At 59.7% G+C, this 26,823-nt stretch carries 14 protein-coding genes and 1 riboswitch; of the genes, 10 read left to right on the top strand and 4 right to left on the bottom strand.

What is annotated here, in order from left to right; genetic code table 11:
* The first annotated feature begins 488 nt into the window (after positions 1 to 488).
* Positions 489 to 8,984, top strand: coding sequence for a glucoamylase family protein (locus BTN45_RS12585; RefSeq protein ID WP_207588139.1), 8,496 nt, complete (start codon positions 489 to 491; stop codon positions 8,982 to 8,984).
* Between the two features lie 527 nt (positions 8,985 to 9,511).
* Here BTN45_RS12585 and BTN45_RS12580 read toward each other — a convergent pair.
* Positions 9,512 to 11,278, bottom strand: coding sequence for a glucan ABC transporter ATP-binding protein/ permease (locus BTN45_RS12580; protein WP_004443992.1), 1,767 nt, complete (start codon positions 11,276 to 11,278; stop codon positions 9,512 to 9,514).
* 335 nt (positions 11,279 to 11,613) lie between these two features.
* On the opposite strand from BTN45_RS12580, the gene BTN45_RS12575 reads away from it, so the two are divergent.
* The 6 genes from BTN45_RS12575 (at position 11,614) to BTN45_RS12550 (ending at position 20,144) form a co-directional block, all read left to right on the top strand.
* Positions 11,614 to 12,351, top strand: a complete 738-nt coding sequence (locus BTN45_RS12575; RefSeq protein WP_004443990.1) for a LuxR family transcriptional regulator — start codon at positions 11,614 to 11,616, stop codon at positions 12,349 to 12,351.
* A 105-nt stretch (positions 12,352 to 12,456) separates the two neighbouring features.
* Positions 12,457 to 15,918, top strand: coding sequence for a pyruvate carboxylase (gene pyc / locus BTN45_RS12570; RefSeq protein ID WP_207588137.1), 3,462 nt, complete (start codon positions 12,457 to 12,459; stop codon positions 15,916 to 15,918).
* A gap of 122 nt (positions 15,919 to 16,040) precedes the next feature.
* A complete protein-coding gene (locus tag BTN45_RS12565; RefSeq protein ID WP_035207974.1) occupies positions 16,041 to 16,820 on the top strand; it encodes a DeoR/GlpR family DNA-binding transcription regulator in 780 nt (259 codons plus the stop codon).
* 33 nt (positions 16,821 to 16,853) lie between these two features.
* Complete coding sequence (locus BTN45_RS12560) at positions 16,854 to 18,044, top strand: MFS transporter (protein WP_207588136.1); 1,191 nt, start codon at positions 16,854 to 16,856, stop codon at positions 18,042 to 18,044.
* 120 nt (positions 18,045 to 18,164) lie between these two features.
* Positions 18,165 to 19,415 carry a flavodoxin-dependent (E)-4-hydroxy-3-methylbut-2-enyl-diphosphate synthase gene (gene ispG, locus BTN45_RS12555; protein ID WP_207588135.1) on the top strand — a complete coding sequence of 417 codons (1,251 nt, stop codon included), beginning with the start codon at positions 18,165 to 18,167 and terminating at the stop codon, positions 19,413 to 19,415.
* 66 nt (positions 19,416 to 19,481) lie between these two features.
* Positions 19,482 to 20,144 carry an OmpA family protein gene (locus BTN45_RS12550; RefSeq protein WP_004443979.1) on the top strand — a complete coding sequence of 221 codons (663 nt, stop codon included), beginning with the start codon at positions 19,482 to 19,484 and terminating at the stop codon, positions 20,142 to 20,144.
* 31 nt (positions 20,145 to 20,175) lie between these two features.
* On the opposite strand, the gene BTN45_RS12545 is transcribed toward BTN45_RS12550, so the two are convergent.
* Positions 20,176 to 21,090, bottom strand: a complete 915-nt coding sequence (locus BTN45_RS12545; RefSeq protein WP_207588133.1) for a polyprenyl synthetase family protein — start codon at positions 21,088 to 21,090, stop codon at positions 20,176 to 20,178.
* A 174-nt stretch (positions 21,091 to 21,264) separates the two neighbouring features.
* Between BTN45_RS12545 and mtgA the strand changes: the two genes are divergently transcribed.
* Positions 21,265 to 21,975 (top strand): monofunctional biosynthetic peptidoglycan transglycosylase, encoded by a 711-nt coding sequence (mtgA, locus tag BTN45_RS12540; RefSeq protein WP_034500053.1) that lies wholly within the window; start codon positions 21,265 to 21,267, stop codon positions 21,973 to 21,975.
* A 15-nt stretch (positions 21,976 to 21,990) separates the two neighbouring features.
* Here the strand turns inward: mtgA and BTN45_RS12535 are convergent, their stop codons facing one another.
* Together BTN45_RS12535 and metA are read right to left on the bottom strand one after the other, a co-directional pair.
* Complete coding sequence (locus BTN45_RS12535) at positions 21,991 to 23,010, bottom strand: aldose epimerase family protein (RefSeq protein ID WP_006698282.1); 1,020 nt, start codon at positions 23,008 to 23,010, stop codon at positions 21,991 to 21,993.
* 76 nt (positions 23,011 to 23,086) lie between these two features.
* Positions 23,087 to 24,013 (bottom strand): homoserine O-succinyltransferase, encoded by a 927-nt coding sequence (metA, locus tag BTN45_RS12530; RefSeq protein ID WP_022556978.1) that lies wholly within the window; start codon positions 24,011 to 24,013, stop codon positions 23,087 to 23,089.
* 84 nt (positions 24,014 to 24,097) lie between these two features.
* Positions 24,098 to 24,174, bottom strand: a riboswitch (SAM riboswitch).
* Between the two features lie 89 nt (positions 24,175 to 24,263).
* On the opposite strand from metA, the gene BTN45_RS12525 reads away from it, so the two are divergent.
* Both BTN45_RS12525 and BTN45_RS12520 read left to right on the top strand, forming a co-directional pair.
* Positions 24,264 to 24,917: a thiamine diphosphokinase gene (locus BTN45_RS12525; RefSeq protein ID WP_207588132.1), complete on the top strand. Its 654-nt coding sequence runs from the start codon at positions 24,264 to 24,266 to the stop codon at positions 24,915 to 24,917.
* Between the two features lie 4 nt (positions 24,918 to 24,921).
* Positions 24,922 to 26,748 (top strand): ABC-F family ATP-binding cassette domain-containing protein, encoded by a 1,827-nt coding sequence (locus BTN45_RS12520; RefSeq protein WP_207588131.1) that lies wholly within the window; start codon positions 24,922 to 24,924, stop codon positions 26,746 to 26,748.
* The last annotated feature ends 75 nt before the right edge of the window (positions 26,749 to 26,823 follow it).

Here is a 26,823-nt window from a genome sequence, read left to right as displayed (position 1 = left end):
GGGGCGCCGCAGGCACTCAGACGGCCTGAAATTCAGCGCTTGCATCGGGTCGCGACAGGTGGCATGGAACTATTGATGTCCTGGGGCATTAGCGTCTTTCGGATGTAGCGCGAACCGTTCCGGTTTCGTGTTGCCCTTCAGGTTATCAACGGGGGACCATCGGGCGTTGCGCGCACAAATTTCGCCGTCGGGGAGGGTGCGAAATCCGGTCGGAACGGCGTTGCCGGGCCGCAGGATGAGATCTTTCTGTCACCGGAAGCTTCGTGCACGCGCTGATCTCAAGCCTCGCAAACAGATTGCAAACATTGTGCAGCAGTATGCGGCGCCTTCCTGCCGGACGGTCCTCTCATCCGGGTGTCCGGTCCGGTTCACCGAAGGTTCAGGATAAGTCATAAATATAGCGTGGCCGATTTTCGTGTGTGTTCCCGCCACGGACGAAATGCCGGTCAAGTCGAACAAGTCTCCATAAAGTTCAGAATACGAGCCCGATGTCATTTCATATCACCCCGACCGCCGCCGCCCGTGATTCCGAGACGAAGCAGATCGATCATAATGATTCGATCCGCGCGTCCTATATGACGGTCGAGGAACTGCATGATGCGGGCGCCGCGCTTTCCCGCGATGGCGCCGACAGCCTTCCCGGCTTCATGGAGTTCGATTTCTTCGAGCGTCATCGCGAGAATGAAAAGGAAATCCTCAGGGTCTATCGCACAACGGCGGTCGACGCGGAAAATGGCGCGACGATAACGCCGGCGGCGGAATGGCTTCTCGACAACCACTACGTCATCGAAGAGGCGATCCAGGAAGTCCGCCGTGATTTTCCGCGCAAGTTCTATCGCCAGCTGCCGACAATGACGGTGGGCGGCGTGACGATCCCGCGGGTCATGGCGCTCGGCTGGCTTTATGTCGCCCACACCCACAGCACGGTATCGCGCGAAAACATGACGGCGCTGGTGGATGGCTACCAGACCTCGAAGACGCTGCAGATCGGCGAATTGTGGGCGCTGCCATCGATCATCCGTTTTGTCCTCATCGAAAATCTTCGGCGCATCTCCATCCGTGTGGAGCGTTCGCGCCGCATGCGCCAGAAGGCGAATGAGGTGGTCGACGAGATTATCCGCTTGAACGATGCGGAAGCGTCGGCAGCACTTCTCAAGCAGGTCGATTCGCTGGTAGATGACCCGACTTTCGCGACGCAGTTCCTTTATCGCCTCCGAAACGGCTCGCAGACATCGGGTTTTGCCGTCGCATGGCTCGAAGAGCGTCTTCACGCTGCCGGCACCGACGCTGAAAACGTGATGATGTCGGAGCATAATCGCCTTGCCTCCGGCAACGTGACGATGGGCAACATCGTCAAGAGCCTGCGCGAGATCGATGATACCGAATGGTCGGTGTGGTTCGAGGAAGTCAGCCATATCGACAAGGTTCTGCGCGAAGAAACCGATTACGAAACGCTCGATTTCGGCTCGCGGAACACCTACCGCAATACCATCGAACTTCTGGCGCGTCGTTCTCCCAAGACCGAAGTTGAGGTCGCCCGTGCCGCTGTCGAAATGGCGCGTACCGATATGCCCGCAGAGGCGGACGAGACGCATCCCGTCAATGTCGGCTCCGTGCTGGTGGGTCAGCGTCGTTTCGAGCTCGAAAAGGCGCTGGGATACCGGCCCCTGGTATCGCAGCGTATCGTCCGGGCGATGCGGAAGTTCAACTGGCTGGCAATTGCAGCGCCGGTGCTTCTCATCACCGCGGTCGCCATGCTGGCGGTCGGGTGGTTCCTCGCCGAAGCGGGCATGCCCTGGTATGTTGTCACCGCTTTCCTGCTGATGTTCGCTTTGCCCGCCTCGGAGGGCGCGACCGGCCTCTTCAATACCCTTGTCACCTTCTTCGTGAAACCGTTCCGGCTGGTCGGATACGAGTTCAAGAATGGAATTCCCGAGGACGCGCGCACATTGGTCGCCGTGCCCTGCATGCTGACCAGTCGCGACAGTGTTGACGAGATGATGCGCAATATCGAGGTGCATTATCTGGCCAATCCGCATGGTGAGATCTATTTCTCGCTGGTGAGCGACTGGCGCGACGCGCAATACGAGCAGTCCGAGGATGATCTTGAGATACTCGAATATGCCAAGCGCGAGCTGGCAACACTGAACAGCCGCTACGCCTTTGACGGCAAGACACGATTTTACCTTCTGCATCGTCGTCGCATCTACAATCCGGCCGAAGGCTGCTGGATGGGCTGGGAGCGCAAGCGCGGCAAGCTGCATGAGCTGAACATGCTGCTGCGCGGCGACAAGGACACGACGTTCCTCGGCGGCGCGAATATCATTCCGGAAGGTGTGAAATATGTCATGACGCTGGACGCCGACACGCGGCTGATGCGCGATGCGGTGACGAAGCTGGTCGGCAAGATGCACCATCCGATCAACCGCCCTAGGATCGATCCTGAATCCGGTCGGGTGGTCGAAGGTTACGGTCTGCTGCAGCCGCGCGTCACACCTTCCCTGACCACGGGCAAGGATGCTTCGGTTTTCCAGCGCGTCTTTTCCATCAACCGCGGTATCGATCCCTACGTCTTCACGGTTTCCGACGTTTACCAGGACCTGACCTCCGAAGGCACCTTCACCGGTAAGGGTCTTTACGACGTGGATGCTTTCGAGGCGGCGCTGAAGGGCCGTATCGAAGAAAACTCCGTCCTCAGCCATGATCTGCTTGAAGGTTCGTTTGCGCGTTGCGCGCTGGTGACCGATGTGGAACTCGTCGAGGACTTCCCGACGCGCTATGAGGTGGAAGTTTCGCGTCAGCATCGCTGGGCGCGTGGCGACTGGCAGCTGCTTCCCTATATTCTCGACCGCGCCCGCGGCGTCACCGCTATCGGACGGTGGAAGATGGTCGACAATCTGCGTCGCTCACTGACGCCGATCGCCTGGTTCTTCGCCTCGATCCTCGGTTGGTATTTCATGGATCCGCTCGGGGCGCTGATCTGGCAGATCCTGCTGATCTTCTCGCTCTTCGTTGCACCGACGCTTTCGCTGCTTTCCGGCCTTGTGCCGCGTTCGACAGACATCGTGCCGCAGGCGCATTTCCACACCATCTGGTCTGAAATCCGCGCCACCAATGCGCAAGTCGCACTGAGAATCGTCTTCATCGCCGATGCCGCCTGCATGATGACAGATGCGATTGCGCGTTCGCTCTACCGCCTGCTCGTCAGCCACAAGCTGATGCTGGAATGGCGCACCGCCGCCAGCATCCAGTCCAGTGCGCAGGGCAGCATCATCGATTATTATCGTCAGATGTGGCACGCCCCCGTTGTGGCGATGCTCGGCCTTCTGTTTGCGGCGCTGCCGGGCGACAATGCCTTCCTGATCGGCATTCCCTTTACGCTGCTGTGGGTGCTATCGCCCGCCGTTGCCTGGTATGTCAGCCAGTCAGCCGAGACCGAAGACCGGCTGTTCGTTTCTGAGCACGTCTCGTTCGAACTACGCAAGATCGCACGCCGTACCTGGCGTTATTACGAGACCTTCGTGACACCGCAGGAAAACCACCTGCCGCCGGACAATTTCCAGGAGACGCCGGAGCCGATCGTTGCCTCGCGCACGTCTCCCACCAATATCGGCGTCTATCTGCTCTCCGTCATCTCCGCGCGTCAGTTTGGCTGGATCAGCTTTGCCGACACGCTGGAGCGCATCGAGAACACGATCCAGACCGTCGAGAAGATGGAAAAATATCGTGGTCATCTCTACAACTGGTATCACACCGATACCTTGCAGACGCTTGGACCGCGTTATGTTTCGGCCGTTGACAGCGGCAACCTCGCCGGCCATCTGATTGCGGTTTCTTCCGCTTGCCGTGACTGGGCGGAAGCGCCGTCGGCCCATCTTCAGGGCAACCTCGATGGTATCGGCGATGTCGCCGGCATTCTGCGGGAAACGCTGAAGGCCTTGCCCGACGACCGCAAGAACCTGCGGCCGCTGCATCGCCGTCTCGAGGAGCGTATCATCGGCTTCTCGAACGCGCTGGCATCCGTCAAGCGCGAGCACGAATTCGCCTCCATTCGCGTCATCAACCTGGCGGTGCTTGCGCGTGACATTCAGAAGCTCGCCACCAATGTCGACCACGAGGTGAAGTCCACTCAGAGCACCGAAGTGACGCGTTGGGCGCAGCTGTTGGTCGAGTGCTGCGAAGCCCATATTTCCGACAGCGCCATCGACCTGACCAATGTCGAGCCCTTGCGCCAGCGTCTCGCTTCGCTGCGCGACCGCAGCCGCAATCTCGCTTTCTCGATGGATTTCACGTTCCTTTACCGCAAGGATCGCCGCCTTTTGTCCATTGGCTATCGCGTCGAAAGCAAGGAGCTGGATGAGGCCTGCTATGACCTTCTGGCGTCGGAATGCCGTCTGACCAGCCTCTTCGCCATCGCGAAGGGCGATCTGCCGACTGAGCACTGGTACCGCCTTGGCCGTCAGGTCGTGCCGATCGGTGCGCAGGGCGCGCTGGTGTCCTGGTCGGGCTCCATGTTCGAATATCTGATGCCGCCGCTTGTGATGCAGGAGCGTCAGGGGGGTATCCTCAACCAGACCAACAACCTGATCGTCAAGGAACAGATGAATCACGGCCGCCGTCTCGGCACGCCATGGGGCATTTCCGAAGCGGCGTTTAATGCCCGCGATCACAACATGAACTATCAGTACACCAACTTCGGTGTGCCGACGCTGGGCCTCAAGCGTGGCCTTGGCCAGAATGCGGTGATTGCGCCCTATGCATCGATCCTCGCCAGCCAATACGATCCGGATGGTGCACTTGAAAACCTCGACACGCTGCGCAAGCTTGGCGCACTTGGCCAATACGGTTTCCACGATGCGGTGGATTTCACGCCAACGCGTGTGCCCGATGGCAAGGTCTGCGCGGTGGTCTACAACTATTATGCCCACCACCATGGCATGTCGATTGCGGCCGTCGCCAACGTTGCCTTTGACGGCGTGCTGCGCGAGCTCTTCCATTCCGATCCGGTGATCGAGGCAGCTGAATTGCTGCTGCAGGAAAAGGCGCCGCGCGAAGTGCCTGTCATGAGCGCCAAATACGAGCCGGAGACCCCCGGCAAGGAACAGGCCGACCTGCTGCGGGCGGAAGTGCGCTCCATTGCCGATCCGGCGGCGCGCGACCGTGAGGTGGTGTTCCTGTCGAATGGTCACTACTCGACCATGCTTACCTCGACGGGTGCAGGTTATTCGAAATGGAACGGGCAGGCGATTTCCCGCTGGAAGGCCGATCCGACCGAAGACCGCTGGGGCACCTTCATCTTCCTGCGCGACACCACCAACGGGCAATGGTGGAGTGCGACTGCGGAGCCGCGTGTCTTCGAGGGTGAAAAGACCAAGACGGTCTTCACCGACGACAAGGCCGAGTTCCACAAGACCACCGGCGACCTGCAGAGCGTTGTCGAATGCATCGTCGCCACCGAGCACGATGCAGAAGGCCGACGCGTCACCCTGCTCAATGTCGGTTCCGAGGATCGCTATATCGAAGTGACTTCCTATATGGAGCCGGTCATTGCGTCTGAGGATGACGACAACGCCCATCCGCTCTTCTCGCGCATGTTCGTGAAGACGGAGATCGGCCGGCGTGGCGACGTCATCCGCGCCTGGCGCAACCGTCGCAGCCCGAACGAGCCGGGCACCGTCATTGCGCATCTGGCCGCCGATAATGCCGGCCCGTCGCGCCCGACGGAATTCGAGACGGATCGCGCCAAATTCATCGGTCGTGGCCGTTCGCTGCGCGAAGCGGCGGCATTCGATGCCGGTGCGACGCTTTCCAGCACTGACGGCTTCACGCTCGACCCCATCCTGTCGCTGCGACGCACCGTGCGCGTGCCGGCAGGCAAGAAGGTGAGCGTGATCTTCTGGACGATTGCCGCGCCGAGCCGCGAGGAAGTTGACAAGGCGATCGACCGTTATCGTCATCCGGACGCCTTCGCGCATGAACTCGTTCATGCCTGGACGCGCACACAGGTGCAGATGCGCCATGTGGGCGTCACCTCACAGCAGGCGGCCGCCTTCCAGCATCTCGGCCGATATCTGACCTATCCCGACATGCATCTGCGTGCGGATTCGGAAACGCTGAAAACAGGACTCGCTTCGCAGCGCGCCTTGTGGCCGCTTGCGATTTCCGGCGATTTCCCGATTTTCAGCCTGCGCATCAACGACGATATGGACATGGACATCGCCCGTGAGGCGCTGAGTGCCCATGAATATCTGCGTTCGCGCGGCGTGATCTTCGATCTCGTTATCGTTAACGAACGGGCCGCATCCTACGCGCAGGACATGCAGCATGCGCTGGATCATATTTCCGAAGCACAACGCCGCATCAATCCCGCCGATGGCGGTCGCCCGCACGTCTTCTCCGTGCGCCGTGACCTGATGGATGAAGAGACGTGGAGCGCGCTTCTGGCCGCTTCCCGCGTTGTACTCCATGTGCGCAACGGCAAGATCGTGGACCAGATCAACCGCGCGGTATCGCTGTTTGCGGCCCATCGTGGTCCCGATGGCACAAGCGACGCCGCACAGGCCCGTCTGCCGGTCCCGGCTTTCCCGGTTGCGGAGCCGGTCGAAGACGCGGGCGATCTCGATTTCTGGAACGGTTTCGGCGGCTTCGCCAGGAACGGACAGGAATATGTGGTGCGTCTCCATGGTGGGCAGTCCACCCCGCATCCGTGGATCAATGTCATCTCGAACGAGAATTTCGGCTTCCATATTTCGGCCGAAGGCGCAGGTTTCAGCTGGAGCCGCAATTCGCGCGATTATCAATTGACACCGTGGAGCAATGACCCTGTCATCAACCGGCCGGGCGAGGCTTTCTATGTCGCCGATGTGGAGACAGGAAAGCTCTATACGCCGTGTGTCGCGTTGTCGCGTGATCCAGAAGCCATGTTCGAAACCCGTCACGGCCTGGGTTACTCCATCCTGACCGGCGTTGCCGACACGCTCGAAGTCGAGGTGACACAGACCGTCGATCGTGAAAAGCCGGTCAAGTTCTCGCAGGTCATCGTTCGCAACAAAGGCTCTAAAAGCCGCCGGCTGAAGGTTTATGCCTATGTCGAATGGGTGCTGGGCAATAACGGACAGAAATCAGCGCCGTTCATTCTGAGCAGACATGATGCGGGCAACAACGCAATCTTCGCGTCGAACCCCTACAGCATCGACTACAGCGCACGCACGGCGTTCCTGACGCTTGATACGGAGGCGAGCGGTTTCACTACCAGTCGTCGGGAATTCATTGGCCGCTTTGGTTCGGCACAGGCCCCGCAGGCGATCGTGTCGGGTAACGCACTCAGCGGCAGCACCGAGGTTGACGGCGATCCCTGTGCGGCGCTGATGCAGGAAATCCACCTTAAGCCCGGCGAAGAACGACACATGACCTTCATTCTGGGCGATGCCGATAATGCGGAAGAGGCCGAGGCGCTGGTGAAGGATGTCCGCCGTGTGGATTTCCAGTCCGTGCTGGAGGAAAGCAAGGCGTTCTGGACCAATTTTACCGGCCAGCTACAGGTGTCCACGCCGGATGCCGGCTTCAACCACATGGTCAACAATTGGCTGCCCTACCAGGCGCTGGCGTGCCGCATTCTGGCGCGCACGGCCTTCTATCAGTCGAGCGGCGCCTTCGGCTTCCGTGACCAGCTTCAGGATACTCTGGCGTTCCTGCTCTACCAGCCGGATCTCGCTCGCAAGCAGATCCTGCGCGCAGCCGGCCGGCAATTCCCGGAAGGCGACGTTCAGCACTGGTGGTTGCCGCTGACAGGCGCCGGTGTCCGCACCACTATCTCGGACGACGTGGTATGGCTTGCTTATGCGATCAACCAGTATGTTTCGGCGACCGGCGATATCGCCATTCTGGATGAGAGCATTCCCTTCCTGAAGGGGCCGGCGCTGATGCCCGGCCAGCACGACGCTTTCTTCCAGCCGGAAACCAGCGACAAATCCGCGACGCTCTACGAACACGCGGCGCTGGCGCTCGATCTTGCCATTCATCGCACCGGGGAGAACGGCCTGCCGCTGATCCTCGGCGGTGACTGGAACGACGGCATGAACCGCGTCGGCGTTGGCGGCAAGGGTACCAGTGTCTGGCTCGGCTGGTTCCTTTCCGGCGCCTTGCGCGATTTCATTGAAATTGCGGAAAAGCGCGGTGACACGGATCGGGTCGGCAGATGGGCCTCGCACCGCGAAAAACTGCGCAATGTGCTCGAAACCGCGGGGTGGGATGGCAGCTATTATCGTCGCGGCTATTTCGACGACGGCACGCCTCTGGGTTCCGCCGGAAGCGAGGAATGCCGGATCGATTCGCTCGGCCAAAGCTGGAGCGTTCTCTCCGGCGAAGGCGAAGAGGCCCGGTCGCGGCAGGCAATGGATGCGGTCATGGAGCATCTGGTGGATGAAAAGACCGGCATCATCCGGCTATTCACGCCGCCATTCTCGCGCGCGCCGCACGATCCGGGCTACATCAAGGGATATCCGCCAGGTGTGCGCGAAAATGGCGGACAATATACCCACGCGGCGACCTGGGTGGTTCTCGCTCTTGCCAAGCAGGGCAGGGCGCAGGAGGCCTGGAACTGCTTCAAGCTGCTCAACCCGGTCAATCACGCGCTCGACGCGGCAGCGTCGGAAACCTATCGGGTCGAACCCTATGTGGTGACCGCGGATGTATACGGTGAAGGCGCTTATGCGGGCCGTGGCGGCTGGAGCTGGTACACCGGCTCGGCCGGCTGGCTCTACCGTGCCGCTGTCGAGGGTATTCTCGGCATCACCCGCACTGACGGCAGGCTGCATATTTCACCGTCGCTGCCGGAGGACTGGAGCGGTTTCTCGGTGAAGATCACGCTCGACGGCAAGGCTAGAGACATTGCCGTCAGCCGCAAGCCTGGCACGGCGGAGATTTCGGTATCTGTCGATGGCAGGGACTTGGCGGCCGGCGAGAGGGTGATCCCCTTCGACTGAGACGGGCCGGCCTTCGGTTCGCTTTTTAAGTCGGGCTCCTGCGGTGACGCAGGGGCCCGAATTTTGTTGTGGGGTTCCCCCGCCCTCGATGTTTGTTTGGCGTCTGGGGTATGGCGCCTGTACGGCGATACAGAGCCGGCAAGAACGCTCAACGGGCGGTCAATGCGAAGCTAGGGCACGATGGCAGCAAATCGAGACCGATAGACCACTTCGCATATTTTCCGACGCATGAAGGGCAGATGCTGTACAGAGATTTCTTGGTCCCCCGTGGCTACAGCATCACCCGTGAGGCGATGGATGCATCGCAGACAGCGCGGCGGGGTATAGAGTTTTCCAAGCCGCAAGCTCCGAATGAGATCGACCGAGAAATTGAGCTTCTCAGCACAACGGCTGCAAAAATTCGGTGGTGAATATGACGGTTGGGGGACTGAGGTAGAAGCTTCGTGATGTCCCGATATTTTCGAAGCAGACAACGAAAAAGGGCGGACACGACAGTGCCCGCCCTTTTGGCATTCCATTCCTGAGCCTCAGGAGGCTATCGCTTTTGGCCGGGGCTGCTGGCCTTCGTCTTCCGTCAGCAGGCCGCTGGTGCGCAGCAGCGAGGTAAAGCGACCGCCGCGTTGGCTTAGCTCATCGAAAGTGCCCTTTTCGATGATCCGGCCCTGATCGAGGAACAGAACGAGATCGGCATCGCGGACAGTGGAAAGGCGATGGGCGATGATGAAGGTCGTGCGGTTCTTTCTCAGCGCATCCACTGCGGCCTTCACACGGGCTTCGGTTTCCACGTCGAGTGCACTGGTTGCCTCGTCGAGAACCAGAATGGGGGCGTTCTTCAGGATCGCACGGGCGATGGCGATACGCTGGCGCTCGCCGCCGGACAGGCGGTTGCCGCGTTCACCAACCTGGGTCAGATAGCCGTTGATGCGGCTGTCGATGAAATCCGTCGCCGCAGCGGCCGCCGCCGCCTCCACCACTTCCGCATCGGTGGCCGATTCACGGCCAAGGCGGATATTTTCGCGGATCGAGCGGTTCAGCAGGCCGGCATCCTGAAACACCGTGGCGATGGAGTTGCGGAGCGAATTTTTCGTCACCGTCGAAATATCGGTTCCATCGATCAGGATCTGGCCGGAATCGGGATCATAGACCCGCTGCAGCAGGTTGATGAGCGTCGTCTTGCCGGCACCTGTCGGTCCGACGATCGCGATCGTCTCGCCGGCCCTGGCCGTAAACGAGACATCGTGAACGCCCTGTTTGGTGTTGGCAAAACCGAAATTGACATTGCGGAATTCCACGGTGCCGGAGACATTCGACAATTCGCGGGCATCGCCCGGTTCTTCCCGTTCCTTGACGGAATCCTCAAGGACGAAGAAGTCCTCAAGCTTGGCGCGGGCTTCGAAAATCTGCGTCACGAACTGGCGCATCTGGTCCAGACGGCCTATCAGGAGATTGGCGAAACCGATGAAGGCGATGACATCGCCGACGCGCAGCTCGCCGTTCTTCACCAACACGGTGCCGATCACGAGAATGATCATCATCGAAACGGTGGAGGCCGTGCGGTTCAGAGCGCTCGCAAAGGCCCACCAGTCGAGCACGGGATATTGCGCACTTAGAAGCTTTTCGGTGAAGGATTTCAGCGCTTTGGTTTCAGCCTCGATGCGGTTGTAGCTGTGCAGCACGGAAACGTTGCTGATGGAATCGCTGACATGGGCAAAAACGCTGTGATAATGCTCTTCGACCGAAGCCTGGCCATCCTTGGTGCGGCCCATCACCCATTTGCCGATGAACCAGTAGACGATGCCGAGGCCAATCAGCACGAAGCTGAGGCGCAGGTCCATGGACATGGCGGTGGGTACGAGCAGCACCAGCGCGACGAAGGTCGCGAGATGGGTGCGCATGAATTCCAGCCATAGGCCGAAGAGCGTTTCGCTGGCGCGCAGGAGGGTGTGCAGGGCATTGGACGTACCGCGCTGATGGTGCCAGGAAAGCGGCATCGAGATGATGCGCCCGAAGGCCTCCGTCAGGAGCGAAGCGCGCCTGCCATGCGCCAGCCGGTCGGCTTCGCGGGCGACGGCTACGTAAGCCACGGTGTTGAAGACGCCGAACCCCGCCCACAATATGAGAATGGACGTGACATTGGAGCCAGAAGAAATGGCGTCGATGATCCGGCCGAACAGCACGGGTTCGGCAATGGTGATCGCTGCAAGAATGACGTTGGCGATGACGACGACAGCCACACGCCATTTATGAACGGTCAGATAGCGCAGAGCGCGTGTGTAAACCTGAAACAAGGTCAAATTTTCAATCCAGTCCGGGCGTCTTTTCGAGCGGTTGATTGTTCGGCCTCAATACGATGCTACTTTAGCAAGGTTGCATGAGACGGCGAATTTTGTGTAATTATCGCTCTTTCTGTCTGAATGGCGGCTTAACAGATTGGCCGTCCATGCGAACCGAAAAAACCTCCCGGTGTTTCTCGGGGCCTGCCGTCACAAGATTTCGCATCTTCGTTTCAGGGATTGCTAACGACGATATGTTCAATCTCACCCGACCGGCGCCCGAGTAACATGACGTCATCGCGGGACCATGTCCTTCGTGTCATCCCCTTCAAGCCAAGTCCGGACCATGTGTCTTTATGCATGATATTCTTCACTTCATCTCTGCGTGTTACCAGGCGGGAAACGCCGAACGTGTGCGTTCAGAATTTGCAACGCTCATTCGGGAATATGGTTTCGAATATTTCCTTGTCAGCAGACGCATGACCGGCGAGCTGGCCTCCACCGGCCAAATCCTTGCGCAACATTTGCCGGAAGGCTGGATAGAGGTCTACAGGGCCAAGAAATACAACCTCGTCGATCCCGTCCGCAAAGTGATCGGCATGGTGCACAAACCCTTTCATTGGAAAGAGGCGCTGGAGGGGCTTCCCCGCGCCATGCATCGGAAAAGGGCGAGCGTGTTTTTCCACGATGCCGGCCGTTACGGCTTGCAGGGGGGGTATGCTTTTCCCGTGCATGGACGGGCGGGATTCATAGGTGCCGTGTTCATAGGTGGACAGGACCGGCAATTGCCCTCCTTGCAGGTGGAACTCCTCGATGCGGCGACCCGGGCGGTCTTCTGGCGCCTGCTCGATCTTTCAGGTCAGGCCCATGATCTCAGCAATATTCCAGACGGTTCCGCTCTTGAGCTGACACGGCGTGAGACGGAAGTGCTGGCGCTGATGGCGGATGGCATGACATCGGCGGAGATTGGCCGCAAGCTATCCATCTCCAACCATACGGTCGACTGGTATATAAACGGGATTCAGCGTCGTTTCAGCGCCAAGAACCGGCAGCACACCGTCGCACTCGCGTTCCGCCATGGCTTGCTGAGCTAGCGCAAACAGAACAGTTCTCGCCGGAATTGCCCTTTCCAAGACGGGGTTTTGCTGCTTAATTCCGCAGTGCAGCAGAATTTTGTTTTGGCGTGTGGGGAGACCGTCTTGAAAATATCGAAAATACTTGTTGCCAACCGATCCGAAATTGCGATCCGCGTTTTCCGGGCAGCCAACGAGCTCGGGATTAAAACCGTTGCAATTTGGGCGGAAGAGGACAAGCTGTCTTTGCACCGCTTCAAGGCGGACGAGTCCTATCAGGTCGGCAGGGGGCCGCATCTCGCCAAGGATATGGGACCTATCGAGAGCTATCTTTCGATCGAGGAGGTTATCCGCGTTGCGAAGCTCTCCGGAGCGGACGCGATTCATCCCGGTTACGGTCTTCTGTCTGAAAGCCCCGAATTCGTGGAGGCCTGCAACAAGGCGGGCATCACCTTCATCGGACCGACGGCGGATACGATGCGCCAGCTCGGCAACAAGGTCGCCGCCCGCAATCTGGCGATTTCGGTTGGCGTTCCCGTCGTTCCCGCCACCGACCCGCTGCCGGACGACATGGCGGAAGTGGAGCGTATGGCCGAGGAGATCGGTTATCCCGTCATGCTCAAGGCCTCCTGGGGCGGTGGTGGCCGTGGCATGCGCGCCATCCGTAAAAAGGAAGACCTCGCTCGCGAGGTGACGGAAGCCAAGCGCGAGGCCAAGGCCGCCTTCGGCAAGGACGAAGTCTATCTCGAAAAGCTGGTCGAGCGTGCGCGTCACGTCGAAAGCCAGATTCTCGGCGACACGCACGGCAATGTCGTGCATCTGTTCGAGCGTGATTGTTCGATCCAGCGGCGTAATCAAAAGGTCGTCGAGCGTGCGCCCGCGCCCTATCTGAGCGAAGCACAGCGTCAGGAGCTCGCTTCCTACTCCCTGAAGATTGCGGGTGCCACGAATTATATCGGTGCAGGCACGGTCGAATATCTGATGGATGCCGACACCGGAAAATTCTACTTCATCGAGGTCAATCCGCGCATTCAGGTGGAACATACCGTTACGGAAGTCGTCACCGGTATCGATATCGTCAAGGCGCAGATTCACATTCTGGAAGGCGCCGCCATCGGCACGCCGGAATCCGGGGTGCCGAGGCAGGAGGATATCCGCCTGAATGGCCACGCCCTCCAGTGCCGCATTACGACGGAAGACCCGGAACACAATTTCATTCCGGATTATGGCCGTATCACCGCTTATCGCTCCGCTTCAGGCTTCGGTATCCGTCTGGACGGCGGCACGTCCTATACAGGGGCTGTCATCACCCGCTACTACGATCCGTTGCTTGTGAAGGTGACGGCCTGGGCGCCGCGGCCTGACGAGGCGATCAACCGTATGGATCGCGCTTTGCGCGAATTCCGTATCCGCGGCGTGGCGACCAACCTCACATTCCTAGAGGCCATCATCGGCCATGACAGTTTCCGCAACAATACCTATACAACGCGCTTCATCGATTCGACCCCCGAGCTTTTTGCCCAGGTCAAACGGCAGGACCGCGCTACCAAGCTTTTGACCTATCTCGCTGATGTGACCGTGAACGGCCACCCGGAAACCAAGGGACGCGCAAGGCCCTCGGACAAGGCGGCAAAGCCCATCGTGCCCTATATCGATGCGCCGACGCCCGACGGCACCAAGCAGTTGCTGGACAAGCTCGGCCCGAAGGGTTTCGCAGACTGGATGCGCAACGAAAAGCGGGTACTCGTCACGGATACGACGATGCGCGACGGACATCAGTCGCTGCTTGCGACCCGTGTCCGTACCCATGATATCGCCCGCGTCGCCAGCGCCTATGCCAAAGCGTTGCCACAGCTTCTGTCGCTGGAGTGCTGGGGCGGTGCGACATTCGATGTTTCCATGCGCTTCCTGACCGAAGACCCGTGGGAGCGTCTGGCGCTGATCCGCGAAGGTGCTCCCAACCTGCTGCTGCAGATGCTTCTGCGAGGGGCAAACGGCGTCGGGTACAAGAACTACCCGGACAACGTCGTGAAGTATTTTGTCCGTCAGGCCGCAAAGGGCGGCATTGATCTTTTCCGTGTCTTCGATTGCCTGAACTGGGTGGAGAATATGCGGGTCTCGATGGATGCCATCTCGGAGGAAAACAAGCTCTGTGAAGCGGCCATCTGCTACACCGGAGACATCCTCAATTCAGCGCGTCCGAAATACGACCTGAAATATTACACCAATCTCGCCCAGGAACTGGAACGCGCAGGCGCGCATATTATTGCCGTCAAGGATATGGCCGGCCTGCTGAAACCGGCTGCCGCCAAGGTTCTGTTCAAGGCGCTGCGGGAAGAAACGGGTCTGCCGATCCATTTCCACACCCATGATACGTCCGGAATTGCGGCAGCGACGGTTCTTGCCGCCGTGGATGCGGGTGTCGACGCGGTCGATGCCGCGATGGACGCCTTCTCTGGCAATACGTCGCAGCCGTGCCTTGGTTCGATCGTGGAAGCGCTTGCCGGGTCGGAACGCGATACGGGCCTCGATACCGAATGGATTCGCCGCATTTCCTTCTATTGGGAGGCCGTGCGCAACCAATATGCGGCTTTCGAAAGCGATCTCAAGGGGCCGGCGTCGGAAGTCTATCTGCACGAAATGCCGGGTGGTCAGTTCACTAACCTCAAGGAGCAGGCGCGTTCGCTGGGTCTCGAAAGCCGTTGGCACGAAGTGGCGCAGGCTTACGCCGATGCCAACAGGATGTTCGGCGATATCGTCAAGGTGACGCCGTCTTCGAAAGTCGTCGGTGACATGGCGCTGATGATGGTCAGTCAGGATCTGACAGTGGCCGACGTACAGAATCCCGAGCGCGAGGTCTCTTTCCCGGAGTCCGTGGTTTCCATGCTGAAGGGCGATCTCGGACAATCGCCCGGCGGTTGGCCGGAAGCCCTGCAGAAAAAAGCGTTGAAGGGCGAAGCGCCCTATACCGTTCGTCCGGGTTCACTATTGGCGGATGCCGATCTCGATGCCGAACGGAAGACCATCGAGACCAAGCTGGAGCGCAAGGTCGATGATTTCGAATTCGCGTCCTATCTGATGTATCCGAAGGTATTCACGGATTTCGCGCTCACCGCCGAAACTTATGGTCCGGTCTCGGTGCTTCCCACCCATGCCTATTTCTACGGAATGGAGGATGGCGAGGAACTGTTTGCCGATATCGAGCGCGGCAAGACGCTGGTCATCGTCAATCAGGCTTCGTCCGGCGTTGACGACAAGGGCATGGTGACGGTGTTTTTCGAAATCAATGGTCAGCCGCGCCGTATCAAGGTGCCGGATCGGACGCATGGTGCTTCCGGCTCTGCCGTGCGCCGCAAGGCCGAACCTGGCAACGTGTCGCATGTCGGGGCACCGATGCCGGGTGTCATCAGCCGCGTCTTCGTCAATCAAGGCCAGGAGGTCAAGGCTGGCGATGTTTTGCTCTCCATCGAGGCGATGAAGATGGAAACGGCGCTTCACGCCGAGCGAGATGGCAAGATCGCGGAAGTTCTGGTGCGCCCAGGCGACCAGATCGATGCGAAGGATCTACTGATCGCTTACGCGGAATAAATACAGTCGTCGATTGAACAGTCAGACGCCCGCCTTCCCGGCGGGCGTTTTTTATTGCGCTTCCCCGGAAACTCGAATATGCATGTTCATGCACGTTTATTCCTGTTTATGCATGAGTCTGCATGAGTGATCATTTCGTCAGCGAGCGGCAGGCGCTCATCCTCGAACAGTTGCGGCAGAGCGGCCGTGTGCTGGCGCAGGACCTCGCCCAAAACTTTGGCGTTTCTGAAGACACGGTTCGCCGCGACCTGCGTGAGATGGCGGCCCGTGGGGAATGCATGCGCGTTTATGGCGGCGCCCTGCTCTCCGATAGCAAGACGGTGCCGCTGAAGACGCGGATCGCCGAGGATGCGGACCGCAAGGCTCTGCTGGCCCGCGCCGTTGTCCCGCTTCTCAAGCCGGGCATGGTCGTTTTCATCGATGCCGGTTCGACGAACCTCGCCATTGCCAGGGCGATCCCGGCTGGTCTCAATGTAACGGTGGTGACGAACACGCCCGCCATTGCCGCCGAACTGACCGGGCGGGCGGATATCGATCTTGTGCTGATCGGTGGCAAGGTTGATCCCGCCGTTGGTGCGGCAATCGATGCAATGGCGCTGCGGCAGCTCGAATTGATGCGACCCGATCTCTGTGTTCTCGGGGTCTGTGGTGTCGCGGTCGAGACCGGCCTGTCGGCCGATGTCTTCGAGGATGCCGTTTTCAAGCGGCTCGCCTGCAGCGCCAGCCAGCGGATTGTCGCTGCAATCACCACCGAGAAGCTGGGGCATAAGGCAGCGTTCCACGTGCATGATTTTTCCCCGCCGCTTTCCCTTGTGCTGGAACGGGATGCCGACCGCGTATTGGTCGAGGGCGTGTCCAGCCGAGGCGTAGACGTTTATTGCGGCGACGATGCCGTCGCCTGATTTTCACATGGTCAAGTCTGAAGGATATAGCCGATGAATGGCCCCACCACATTTTCGCAGACGGGTGCACGCTCGTCCTATCTGACGCGTCATCGTATCGGCGTTTCCCTGCTGTTCTTGATGAACGGGTTCATGATGGGATCATGGGCGCCCAAGATTCCCGAATTTGCGGCGCGTCTTTCGCTTAGTGAAAGCGCGCTTGGTCTCATCATCCTGGTCTTCGGTATCGGCTCGCTGGTTTTCATGCCGATCGCCGGCTCGCAGATCGCCCGTTTTGGCTCCCGGACGGTCAGTCTCGTGACCGCGGCGATCTTTCTGCCCACACTGCTTTTCATCTCCTGGGCGGGAACCGTCTGGGCCGGGGTAATCGCGGTTTTCCTGTTTGGCGGCCTGACGGGAGCGATGGATGTCGCCATGAATGCCAATGCGGTAGCGGTTGAGCGCGATATGCGCCGCGCCATCATGTCATCCTGCCACGCTTTCTGGAGCCTCGGCGGCCTCATCGGGGCCGGTCTCGGCGGTTATCTCATCACGGCCATCGGCGTACAGGGGCATGCCATTGCGCTGACGGTCATCGCATTCGTGCTGCTGATCGTGGCATGGCCGCGTGTGCTTGCAGATCGTCCGCACCCGGAGGAAGAGCGCCCGAAAGGCGGCCTGCCGCTGACGCCGCTGCCGTGGATCATCGGCCTGATGGCCCTTTTCTCGATGATCCCGGAAGGCGCAATCCTCGACTGGGGCGCTCTTTATCTGCGCAACGAGCTCGGAGCTTCGGTGTCACAATCCGGCTTCGCCTTTGCGGCTTTCTCGATGACCATGGCTGCCATGCGTTTTGCCGGCGATCTGGTGCGCGACCGCTTCGGGGCTGTGACGACCCTGCGCTTTTGTTCGGCCATGTCGATTATCGGTCTTCTTATCGCCGGTATTGCGGGAAATTCCACCATCGCGATCGTTGGCTTCGCGATTGCGGGCATCGGCATCTCCAACATGGTGCCCATTGCCTTCTCGGCGGCGGGCAATATGCCGGGCCTGGCACAGGGAATCGGCCTTTCGGTCGTCACCACCATGGGTTATTCCGGCATTCTGGTGGCGCCATCGGCGATTGGCTTCATTGCGGAACATACCGGTCTCGCCAGCGTCTTCCTGTTTCTCCCGTTACTGCATGTGGTGGTTCTGCTACTTTCGCGGCTCGCCCGTCATGCCGACGGTGCGGGCAAGGAATAGGCGTATCGAATTTTGCCATGATTGCGGTAAAGTAGAAGCTCCAGCGCGTTGGGTGTTGACAAGAAGTCCCCCTTGTTTCACCTCAATTGCAAGACCTTGCCGCAAGCTCCAGAGACCGCCATGACGTCACGTGCCGATTACGACCCGAAGCCCCGCCGCGCCTCCGTCGCCGTAGACGTCGGCGGCGTCATCGTCGGTGGCGGCGCACCCGTCGTCGTGCAGTCGATGACCAATACCGATACGGCTGATATCGACGCCACCGTCAGCCAAGTGGCGGCGCTGTTCCGGGCAGGTTCGGAAATCGTCCGTATCACCGTTGACCGTGATGAGAGTGCGGCCGCCGTGCCGAAAATTCGTGAACGGCTGCTGCGTCTTGGGATGGATGTGCCGCTGGTCGGTGATTTTCATTATATCGGCCACAAGCTTCTGGCCGACCATCCGGCCTGCGCCGAAGCGCTGGCGAAGTACCGCATCAATCCGGGCAATGTCGGTTTCAAGGACAAGAAGGACAAGCAGTTCGGCGAGATCGTCGAAACGGCGATCCGTTACGACAAGCCCGTTCGCATCGGTGTCAACTGGGGATCTCTGGATCAGGAATTGCTGACTACGCTGATGGACAGGAACAAGGAAGAGGGCTTTCCGCTTTCCGCCCGTCAGGTCACGCGGGAGGCCATTGTTCAGTCGGCGCTGATTTCCGCCGAGCTTGCCGAAGAGATCGGCCTGCCGCGCAACCGTATCATCCTCTCGGCCAAGGTCAGCCAGGTGCAGGACCTGATTGCCGTCTATTCGATGTTGTCTGAACGCTCCGACCACGCCCTCCATCTCGGTCTCACGGAAGCCGGCATGGGTTCAAAAGGTATCGTCGCCTCGTCCGCCGCCATGGGTTATGTGTTGCAGCATGGTATTGGCGATACGATCCGCGTTTCGCTGACGCCTGAGCCGAATGGCGACCGCACCCGCGAGGTGCAGGTGGCGCAGGAATTGCTGCAGGTCATGGGTTTCCGTCAGTTCATTCCGGTGGTTGCGGCATGTCCCGGCTGCGGGCGTACCACGTCGACGGTATTTCAGGAACTGGCCCAGAACATCCAGAACGATATCCGCAAGAATATGCCGGTCTGGCGTGAAAAATATCCCGGCGTCGAGGCATTAAATGTCGCCGTCATGGGTTGCATCGTAAATGGTCCCGGTGAAAGCAAGCACGCGGATATCGGCATTTCGCTGCCCGGAACGGGCGAAAGCCCGGCGGCGCCGGTCTTCATCGACGGAGAGAAAGCCCTCACCCTGCGTGGCCCCAACATAGCCGCTGATTTCGAAGCGCTTGTGACCGATTACATCGAAAAGCGTTTTGGCCGGAAAGACGCGGCGGAGTAACGAGTAGCGTGAAAAGGCCGCAATTCCACTGTCATACCTCCTGACCCTTTCGGAGCATCAAAACACATGATCAAAAAAATCGCGATCGTCGCCCTTTGCGGCACCTATCTTTCCGCCTGCACCACCACCGATCCCTATACGGGCGAGCAGAAGATGTCGAACACGGCCGGCGGCGCGGGTATCGGCGCTGTTGTCGGTGCGCTCGGCGGTCTGGCTGTGGGCGGTTCGCCGGTCGGACGCCGTAACGCCGCCCTGATCGGTGCCGGCATCGGCGCGCTCGCTGGCGGCGCCATCGGCAATTACATGGATGGCCAGGAAGCGGAACTCCGCGCGCAGCTTCAGGGGACCGGCGTTTCGGTGACCCGCCGTGGCGACAGCATTGTTCTCAACATGCCGTCGAATATCACCTTTGCCACGGATCAGGATCAGGTCATTCCGCCCTTCTATCAGACGCTCGATTCCGTTGCGATCGTGCTGAACAAGTTCAACCGCACGCTGATCGACATCAACGGCCATACCGACTCGACCGGTAGCCTCGCCCACAATCAGGGGCTTTCGGAACGCCGCGCCGCGTCGGTCGCCAACTATCTCGGCGCACGCGGTGTCGATCAACGACGCATTTCAACACTTGGCTTTGGGCCTTCGCAGCCCATCGCCTCGAACGCAACGTCTGATGGTCGCGCCCAAAACCGCCGTGTGGAAGTGTTGATCTCGCCGCTCAAGGGCTGATCGACTGGAGAGGCTGAGGGGGAAAACCCACTCAGCTTTTTCGTTCTGCGATAAATCTGGCGGCCGCGATGAGAATCGCGGCCTTTTCGCCATAGGGAGCCACGAGTTCGCTGGCCTCTGCCACCTGTTCCTGAAGTTTGCGACGCGCCCAGTCTTGGCCGCGCAGCGCCACCAGCGTTCCCTTGCCGCGTGCGGCATCCTTACCGGTCGCCTTGCCCATGGTGGCGGCGTCGGCCGTCAAATCCAGGAGATCGTCTGCAAGCTGGAAGGCGAGGCCGATTTTTTCTCCAAAGAGGCGTAGCCTCTGCCTTTCGCAATCATCGCTACCGGCTATGATTGCGCCCGCCTCGCAGGCGAAGCGCAGCAGTGCGCCGGTTTTCATAGCCTGCAATGTAATAATGCCGGTTTCGTCCGGTGCGTTCTTTTCCGCGGCGAGATCAAGCGCCTGCCCGCCGGCCATGCCGCCGATGCCCGCTGCGCGGGCAAGCGAAAGCACGAGCGCGGCCTTGCGCCCGGCCGCGAGCGGATTTTCTTCCGATGCAATGATATCAAAGGCCAGCGTCAGCAGGCTGTCGCCAGCGAGGATGGCGGTCGCCTCGTCGAATTTGCGATGCACCGTTGGCTGGCCACGACGCAGGTCGTCGTCATCCATAGCCGGCAGATCGTCGTGAACCAGCGAATAGCAATGGAGGCATTCCAGCGCGGCACCGGCAAAAAGCGCAGCTTCTCCATCTCCGCCGAGGAGCGCGGCGCTTTCGATGACGAGGAAGGGGCGCAGGCGTTTACCGCCGTTCAGCACGCCGTGGCGCATGGCCTCAAGCAGGTTCTGCGGGCGCGCGATCTCGTCCGCGCGTGTCTCGCCGGAAAGCAGGCGGCCAAGCAGGGCTTCGGTCCTGGCGGCGTTCTCACGCAGCCGTGTTTCGAAATTCGTCATCTGAGCGTCCATGCCGCGCTCTTTGGCACGCCGAGCGAATGCAGGCAAACCTTTTCGTGATTCCCCAACTCAACTGTCGCGCCGGACTCGCCTTGAAGACGGCAATGGACTATGAAAGGCTTCAATTGGCGTGGGGTGCGGGGACGGATAGTGAGCAGTACGCCTGAAAGCGACGCAGATTACGCCATGCTGGCGGAAGACCGGAGCAGTCCGAAGGTGGATTTTCGCACGTTGGCCAAGCGCATCATCATGACCTTGCTGGCATTGCTCATCCTGCCTTATCTGCTGATTCCGGTCTATGCGTTGCCCTTCATCCGGCCCGTGTCGACGCTGATGCTTGCCGATCTGGTGACGCTGCAAGGCTATGACAGGCGCTGGGTGCCACTAGAGGATATTTCGCCGCGCCTCGTGCAATCGGTGATGATGTCCGAGGATGGGCAATTCTGTTTTCACGGCGGGGTTGACTGGAACCAGATGCAGTCCGTGGTCAGCAATGCGCTCGACGGGGCCGCGACGCGCGGCGCCAGCACCATCCCGATGCAGACGGCCAAAAACCTGTTTTTATGGAACGGTCGTTCGTTTCTGCGCAAGGGATTGGAATTGCCGCTGGCGATTGCCGCCGATTTCGTATGGTCAAAAAAGCGGATGATGGAGATTTATCTCAACGTCGCCGAATGGGGACCGGGTATTTACGGCATCGAGGCTGCCGCCCAGCACCACTTCAAGGTGCCGGCCGCCAAGCTCAGTTCCCGACAGGCCGCACTTCTGGCCGTTTCGCTTCCCAATCCCATTGATCGTGTGGCCAGCAAGCCGGGGCGCGGGTTGCAGAGGCTCGCCGGCCTTATCGAGCGCCGCGCCCGCGCCTCGGGTAGCTATGTCGGCTGCGTGCTGGATTGATACCAGCGCGCCGCTTCAGCCCTTCTTGAAAATATAGTCGGTTTCCTGGCGCAGCGTCTCGCCCGGCCGTAGTATGGCATGCGGAAAATCCGGGTGATTGATGGCATCCGGCCAGATCTGTGTTTCCAGGCAGAAACCGGCAAAGGGACCGTAGTGACGGCCATCGAGGCCCGGAACGGGAACGTCCAGTTTGAAAGCCGAATAAAACTGCACACCGGGTTCGGTGGTGTGAACCTCTAGAGCTATATCAGAGGCTGGAGAATAAGCGCGGGCGACCTTGCGCTTGGCGCGGCGCTCGGGCGAAAGGCAGAAATTATGGTCGTAGAGAACCTGCTCACCATTTTCGCTGCGCCGCATCGGCGTCGGGTGGCGAAGGTCGAAGACGGTGCCTTCGACGGAGCGGATTTCGCCGGTCGGTATCTGCTTGTCGTTGGTGGGCAGGTAAAAGTCAGCCGCGATGCTGATCTCATGCCCAAGTGCGGTGTCGGCGCCATCGAGATTGAAATAGGAATGCTGGCACACATTGGCGATGGTCGGCTTGTCGGTCACCGTTTCATAGACCACCGACAGCACGCCGCCGTCACGGATCGTGTAGGTGGCTGTGACCGTGCAGTTGCCGGGATAACCTGCACGGCCATCGGGGTCGATGATCTGCAGAACCGCGTGGCTTTCGCCGTGTTCCATCAGCATCCAGTTGCGTTTGCCCATGCCGTCGCTGCCGCCGTGCAGGTGGGTTACGCCCTTTTCATTCAGCTCCAGCTGGTATTCGTGACCGTCGATCGAAAATCTGCCATTGCCGATGCGGTTGGCGTTACGGCCGGGTGTGGCGCCGAAATAGGAGGAATATTTATAATCCTCGAATTTGTCGAAGCCGAGAACGAGCGGCGGCTGGTGACCCTCAAGGCGCAAATCCTGGATGACGGCACCCCAGGTAATGACCTTCGCTGTAAGCCCACCTTTCGAAATGGTGACACGCTCGACCTTTTCGCCCGTTGCCGTGAAACCAAAATTCTCCCGTGCTGCCCCGTCGCTCATAACATCATTCTCCCGGTTGCCATGAATTGCCGGGCGGACGTTGCGTCATTTCCCGGCAATTCGCAATCCCGCAAATTCAGGCCGCCAGCTGGCCGATGGCCTCGAGTTCATATGGTGTCGTCTGGTATATCTCGTTGATCCAGTTTCCGAAAAACAGATGGGCATGACTGCGCCAGCGGTTAAGGGGCGCGAGTTCGGGGTCGTTATGCGGAAAATAATCATGCGGCAGCTTGATCGGCACGCCGGCGTGAACATCGCGGAAATACTCTTCCGAAAGCGATGTAGAATCATATTCGACATGATTGAACATATAGAGACGGTTGCCTGCCTTCTCATGTACCAGACATACACCCATTTCCTCCGACTCCATGAGGATTTCGAGTTCCGGATGTTTTTCGATGTCGGCGCGGCGCACTTCCGTCCAGCGTGACACGGGAACCTGGAAATCGTCCGAAAAACCATTGAGGTAGATCGACGAGGGGCAAAGATTGCGGTGGCGGTAAACACCGAAAGCCTTTTCCTTCAGCTCGTATTTAGGCACGCCGTGGAAGTGATAGATGGCGGCCATCGCGCCCCAGCAGACGTTGAGGGTCGAATGGACATTGGTCCGCGTCCACTCGAAAATCTTTTGCATTTCATTCCAGTAGGTGACGTCCTCATAGTCCAGCAGCTCAATGGGAGCACCGGTAATGATGAAACCGTCGAACTTGCGGTGACGCACCTCTTCCCACGTCTCGTAGAAGGAGAGGAGATGTTCTTCCGGTGTGTTCTTGGCGCGATGACCGCCGATGCGCACGAGCGACAACTCAACCTGAAGCGGCGAGGCGCCAACGAGGCGCGCCATCTGGATTTCCGTCTTGATCTTGTTCGGCATGAGGTTGAGAAGCCCGATCTGGAGCGGGCGGATATCCTGCCGGATGGCCGCCGTTTCGGTCATGACCCGCACGCCCTCGTGAACGAGGGTCTCAAAGGCGGGAAGCGTATCGGGAATCTTGATCGGCATGTCGAACTCTCTTTTCCGGATCACGTAAAGAACGTTGCGAAAACAAAAAAACCGGCAGCGGAAATCGCGACCGGTCCCAGGAAATTGCCTTTTTCCTCGACCCTTTAGCGACTTCTTTAAAGTGGCTGCAAGCCGGTCGGCAAATCACCACTAAGGCGTTTCATAATCCCGAAGCCGACGAAAATCAATATGGACGGTTTTCGGAGGCTTTCGGCTTTCCATTTTCGGCCGAGGTGCGATAAGGCAGGGCATGGATAAAGCGCACTTCACCATTCTGCTCGGCGGCGACGTTACGGTTACTGATCGTCTCAGGGACGCGGTCGCGGGTAGCTGCGTGATCGCGGCTGATGGCGGCATGCGCCACGCCCGGGCGCTTGGCCTCACACCGGAGTTGTGGGTCGGGGATTTCGATTCCGCCACCAAAGAGTTGCTGGATGCCTGGCCCGGTGTGACACGGCAGCCTTACCCGGCAGCAAAGGCGGTGACCGATGGTGAGATCGCGGTCTCGGAGGCGCTCGCCCGCGGCGCCGGTACGCTGGTGCTTGTCGGCGCGCTCGGGGGTGCACGAAGCGACCATGCCCTCCAGCACCTCCTTTACGCCGTCGCGCTTGCCGAACGTGGTCTCGATGTTTCGCTCACCTCCGGCGAGGAAGAGGCCCGGCCGCTGCTCCCGGGCTCGCTTGATGTCTCTCTACCCGCAGGCTCGCTTTTCTCGGTGGCCGGCTTCACAGCCCTGGAGGGGCTGAATATCGGCAATGTGCGTTATCCGCTGGAGGATTTCGCGCTTGCTTTCGGTTCCTCCCGCACTATTTCCAATGTCGCGAATGGCGGCCCTGTGCATTTTTCGCTTAAAAGCGGAAAAGCCATCGTGCTCGCCCGCCCTTATGATCTGACCGGAGCCTGACGCCTTGGCACCCCCTATTTTGAAACTCGATGACATCAAGCTGACCTTCGGCGTTACCCCGCTGCTGGACGGCGCCAATCTCCAGGTGGAGCCGGGCGACCGCATCTGCCTTGTTGGACGCAACGGTTCCGGCAAGTCCACGCTGATGAAGATCGCAGCGGGCCTTGTCGAGGCCCAGTCGGGCGAGGTTTTCCGTCATCCCGCTGCAACCATCCGTTATCTGGAACAGGCTCCGGATTTTGCCGGTTACGATACCGTTCAGGCCTATGCCGAGGCGGGGCTCGGGCCTGGCGACGATGCCTATCGGGTTACTTATCTTCTCGAGCATCTCGGGCTTACGGGTCAGGAAAATCCGGCAAACCTTTCCGGTGGTGAAGCGCGCCGCGCCGCGCTTGCCCGTGTCATGGCGCCGGAGCCTGATATTCTGATGCTGGACGAACCCACCAACCATCTGGATCTGCCGACAATCGAATGGCTTGAAAGCGAACTCCAGCAGACGCGCAGCGCGCTGGTGCTGATTTCGCACGACCGTCGTTTTCTCGAACGGGTTTCGACCTCGACCGTCTGGCTCGATCGCGGCCAGTCCCGCCGTCTCAATCGTGGTTTTGCCCATTTCGAGGAATGGCGTGACAAGGTGCTTGAAGAGGAAGAGCTTGAACAACACAAGCTCGGCAAGGCCATCGAGCGCGAAGAACACTGGATGCGGTATGGCGTGACTGCAAGGCGCAAGCGCAACATGCGCCGTGTCGGTGAGCTTCAGGCCATGCGGGCGGAATATCGTGGGCACAAGGGGCCGCAGGGGACGGTGCAGGCGACCGTCACGGAAGGCCGGGAGTCCGGCAAGCTGGTCATCGAGGCGGAGGCTATCACCAAGGCTTACGGTGAGCGCATGATTGTTGCGCCGTTCTCATTGCGGGTGCATCGCGGCGATTGCATCGGTCTCGTCGGACCGAATGGCGCGGGCAAGACAACGTTGCTGAAGATGCTCACCGGCCAGCTTGAACCAGACAGCGGCTGGGTGAAGCTCGGCACCAATCTCGAGATCGCAACGCTTGACCAGAAGCGCGAGGAGCTCAATCCCAACGATACGCTCGCACATTATTTGACCGACGGCCGGGGCGACAATCTTCTGGTCAATGGCGAGGTGAAGCATGTCACGGGCTATATGAAGGACTTTCTGTTCCAGCCGGAACAGGCCCGCACACCCATCCGCAACCTTTCCGGCGGCGAGCGTGCAAGGCTCATTCTGGCGCGCATTCTCGCCCGGCCGACCAATCTTCTGATTCTCGACGAACCGACCAACGATCTTGATATCGAAACGCTGGATCTGTTGCAGGAGATCGTTGCCGGGTTTTCCGGCACGGTCATCCTTGTCAGCCACGACCGTGATTTTCTTGACCGTACGGTCACCTCCACCATCGCGCCTGCCAATCCCGATCAACCGGACGGACGCTGGATCGAATATGCCGGTGGCTATTCGGATATGATGGCGCAGCGCAAGGGAGCTGCGGAAGAGAAGCGAAAAGCTGAGAGACAGGAAAAGGCGAAAGCCGCACCTTCAGCCCCGTCTTCGCAGGAGGCGGGAAAGGCCAAGGCCAAGCTTTCGTTCAAGCAGAAATTCGCCCTCGAAAATCTACCCAAGGAGATGGAGAAGGCGCAGGAAGAGATTGCAAAACGCGAGCAGCGCATGGCCGACCCGGAACTCTTCGCCAAGGATCAGGCGGCCTTCAACAAGCTGGCGCAGGAAATGGAAAAGCTGCGCGAAAAGCTTGAGGCCATGGAAGAGGAGTGGCTGGAGCTGGAGATGCTGCGCGAGGAACTGGAAGGCTGAGCCGATCTTTCCGGCCACACCGCCATCCGCCTTTGACAGGACGGCGGAAATGCCGTTTGCTGTCCCGGTTCGGAG

The sequence above is a fragment of the Rhizobium sp. ZX09 genome (genome assembly GCF_017357485.1).
Classification (GTDB): Bacteria; Pseudomonadota; Alphaproteobacteria; order Rhizobiales; family Rhizobiaceae; genus Agrobacterium; species Agrobacterium pusense.
This window is presented reverse-complemented; position numbering and strand designations above follow the sequence as displayed.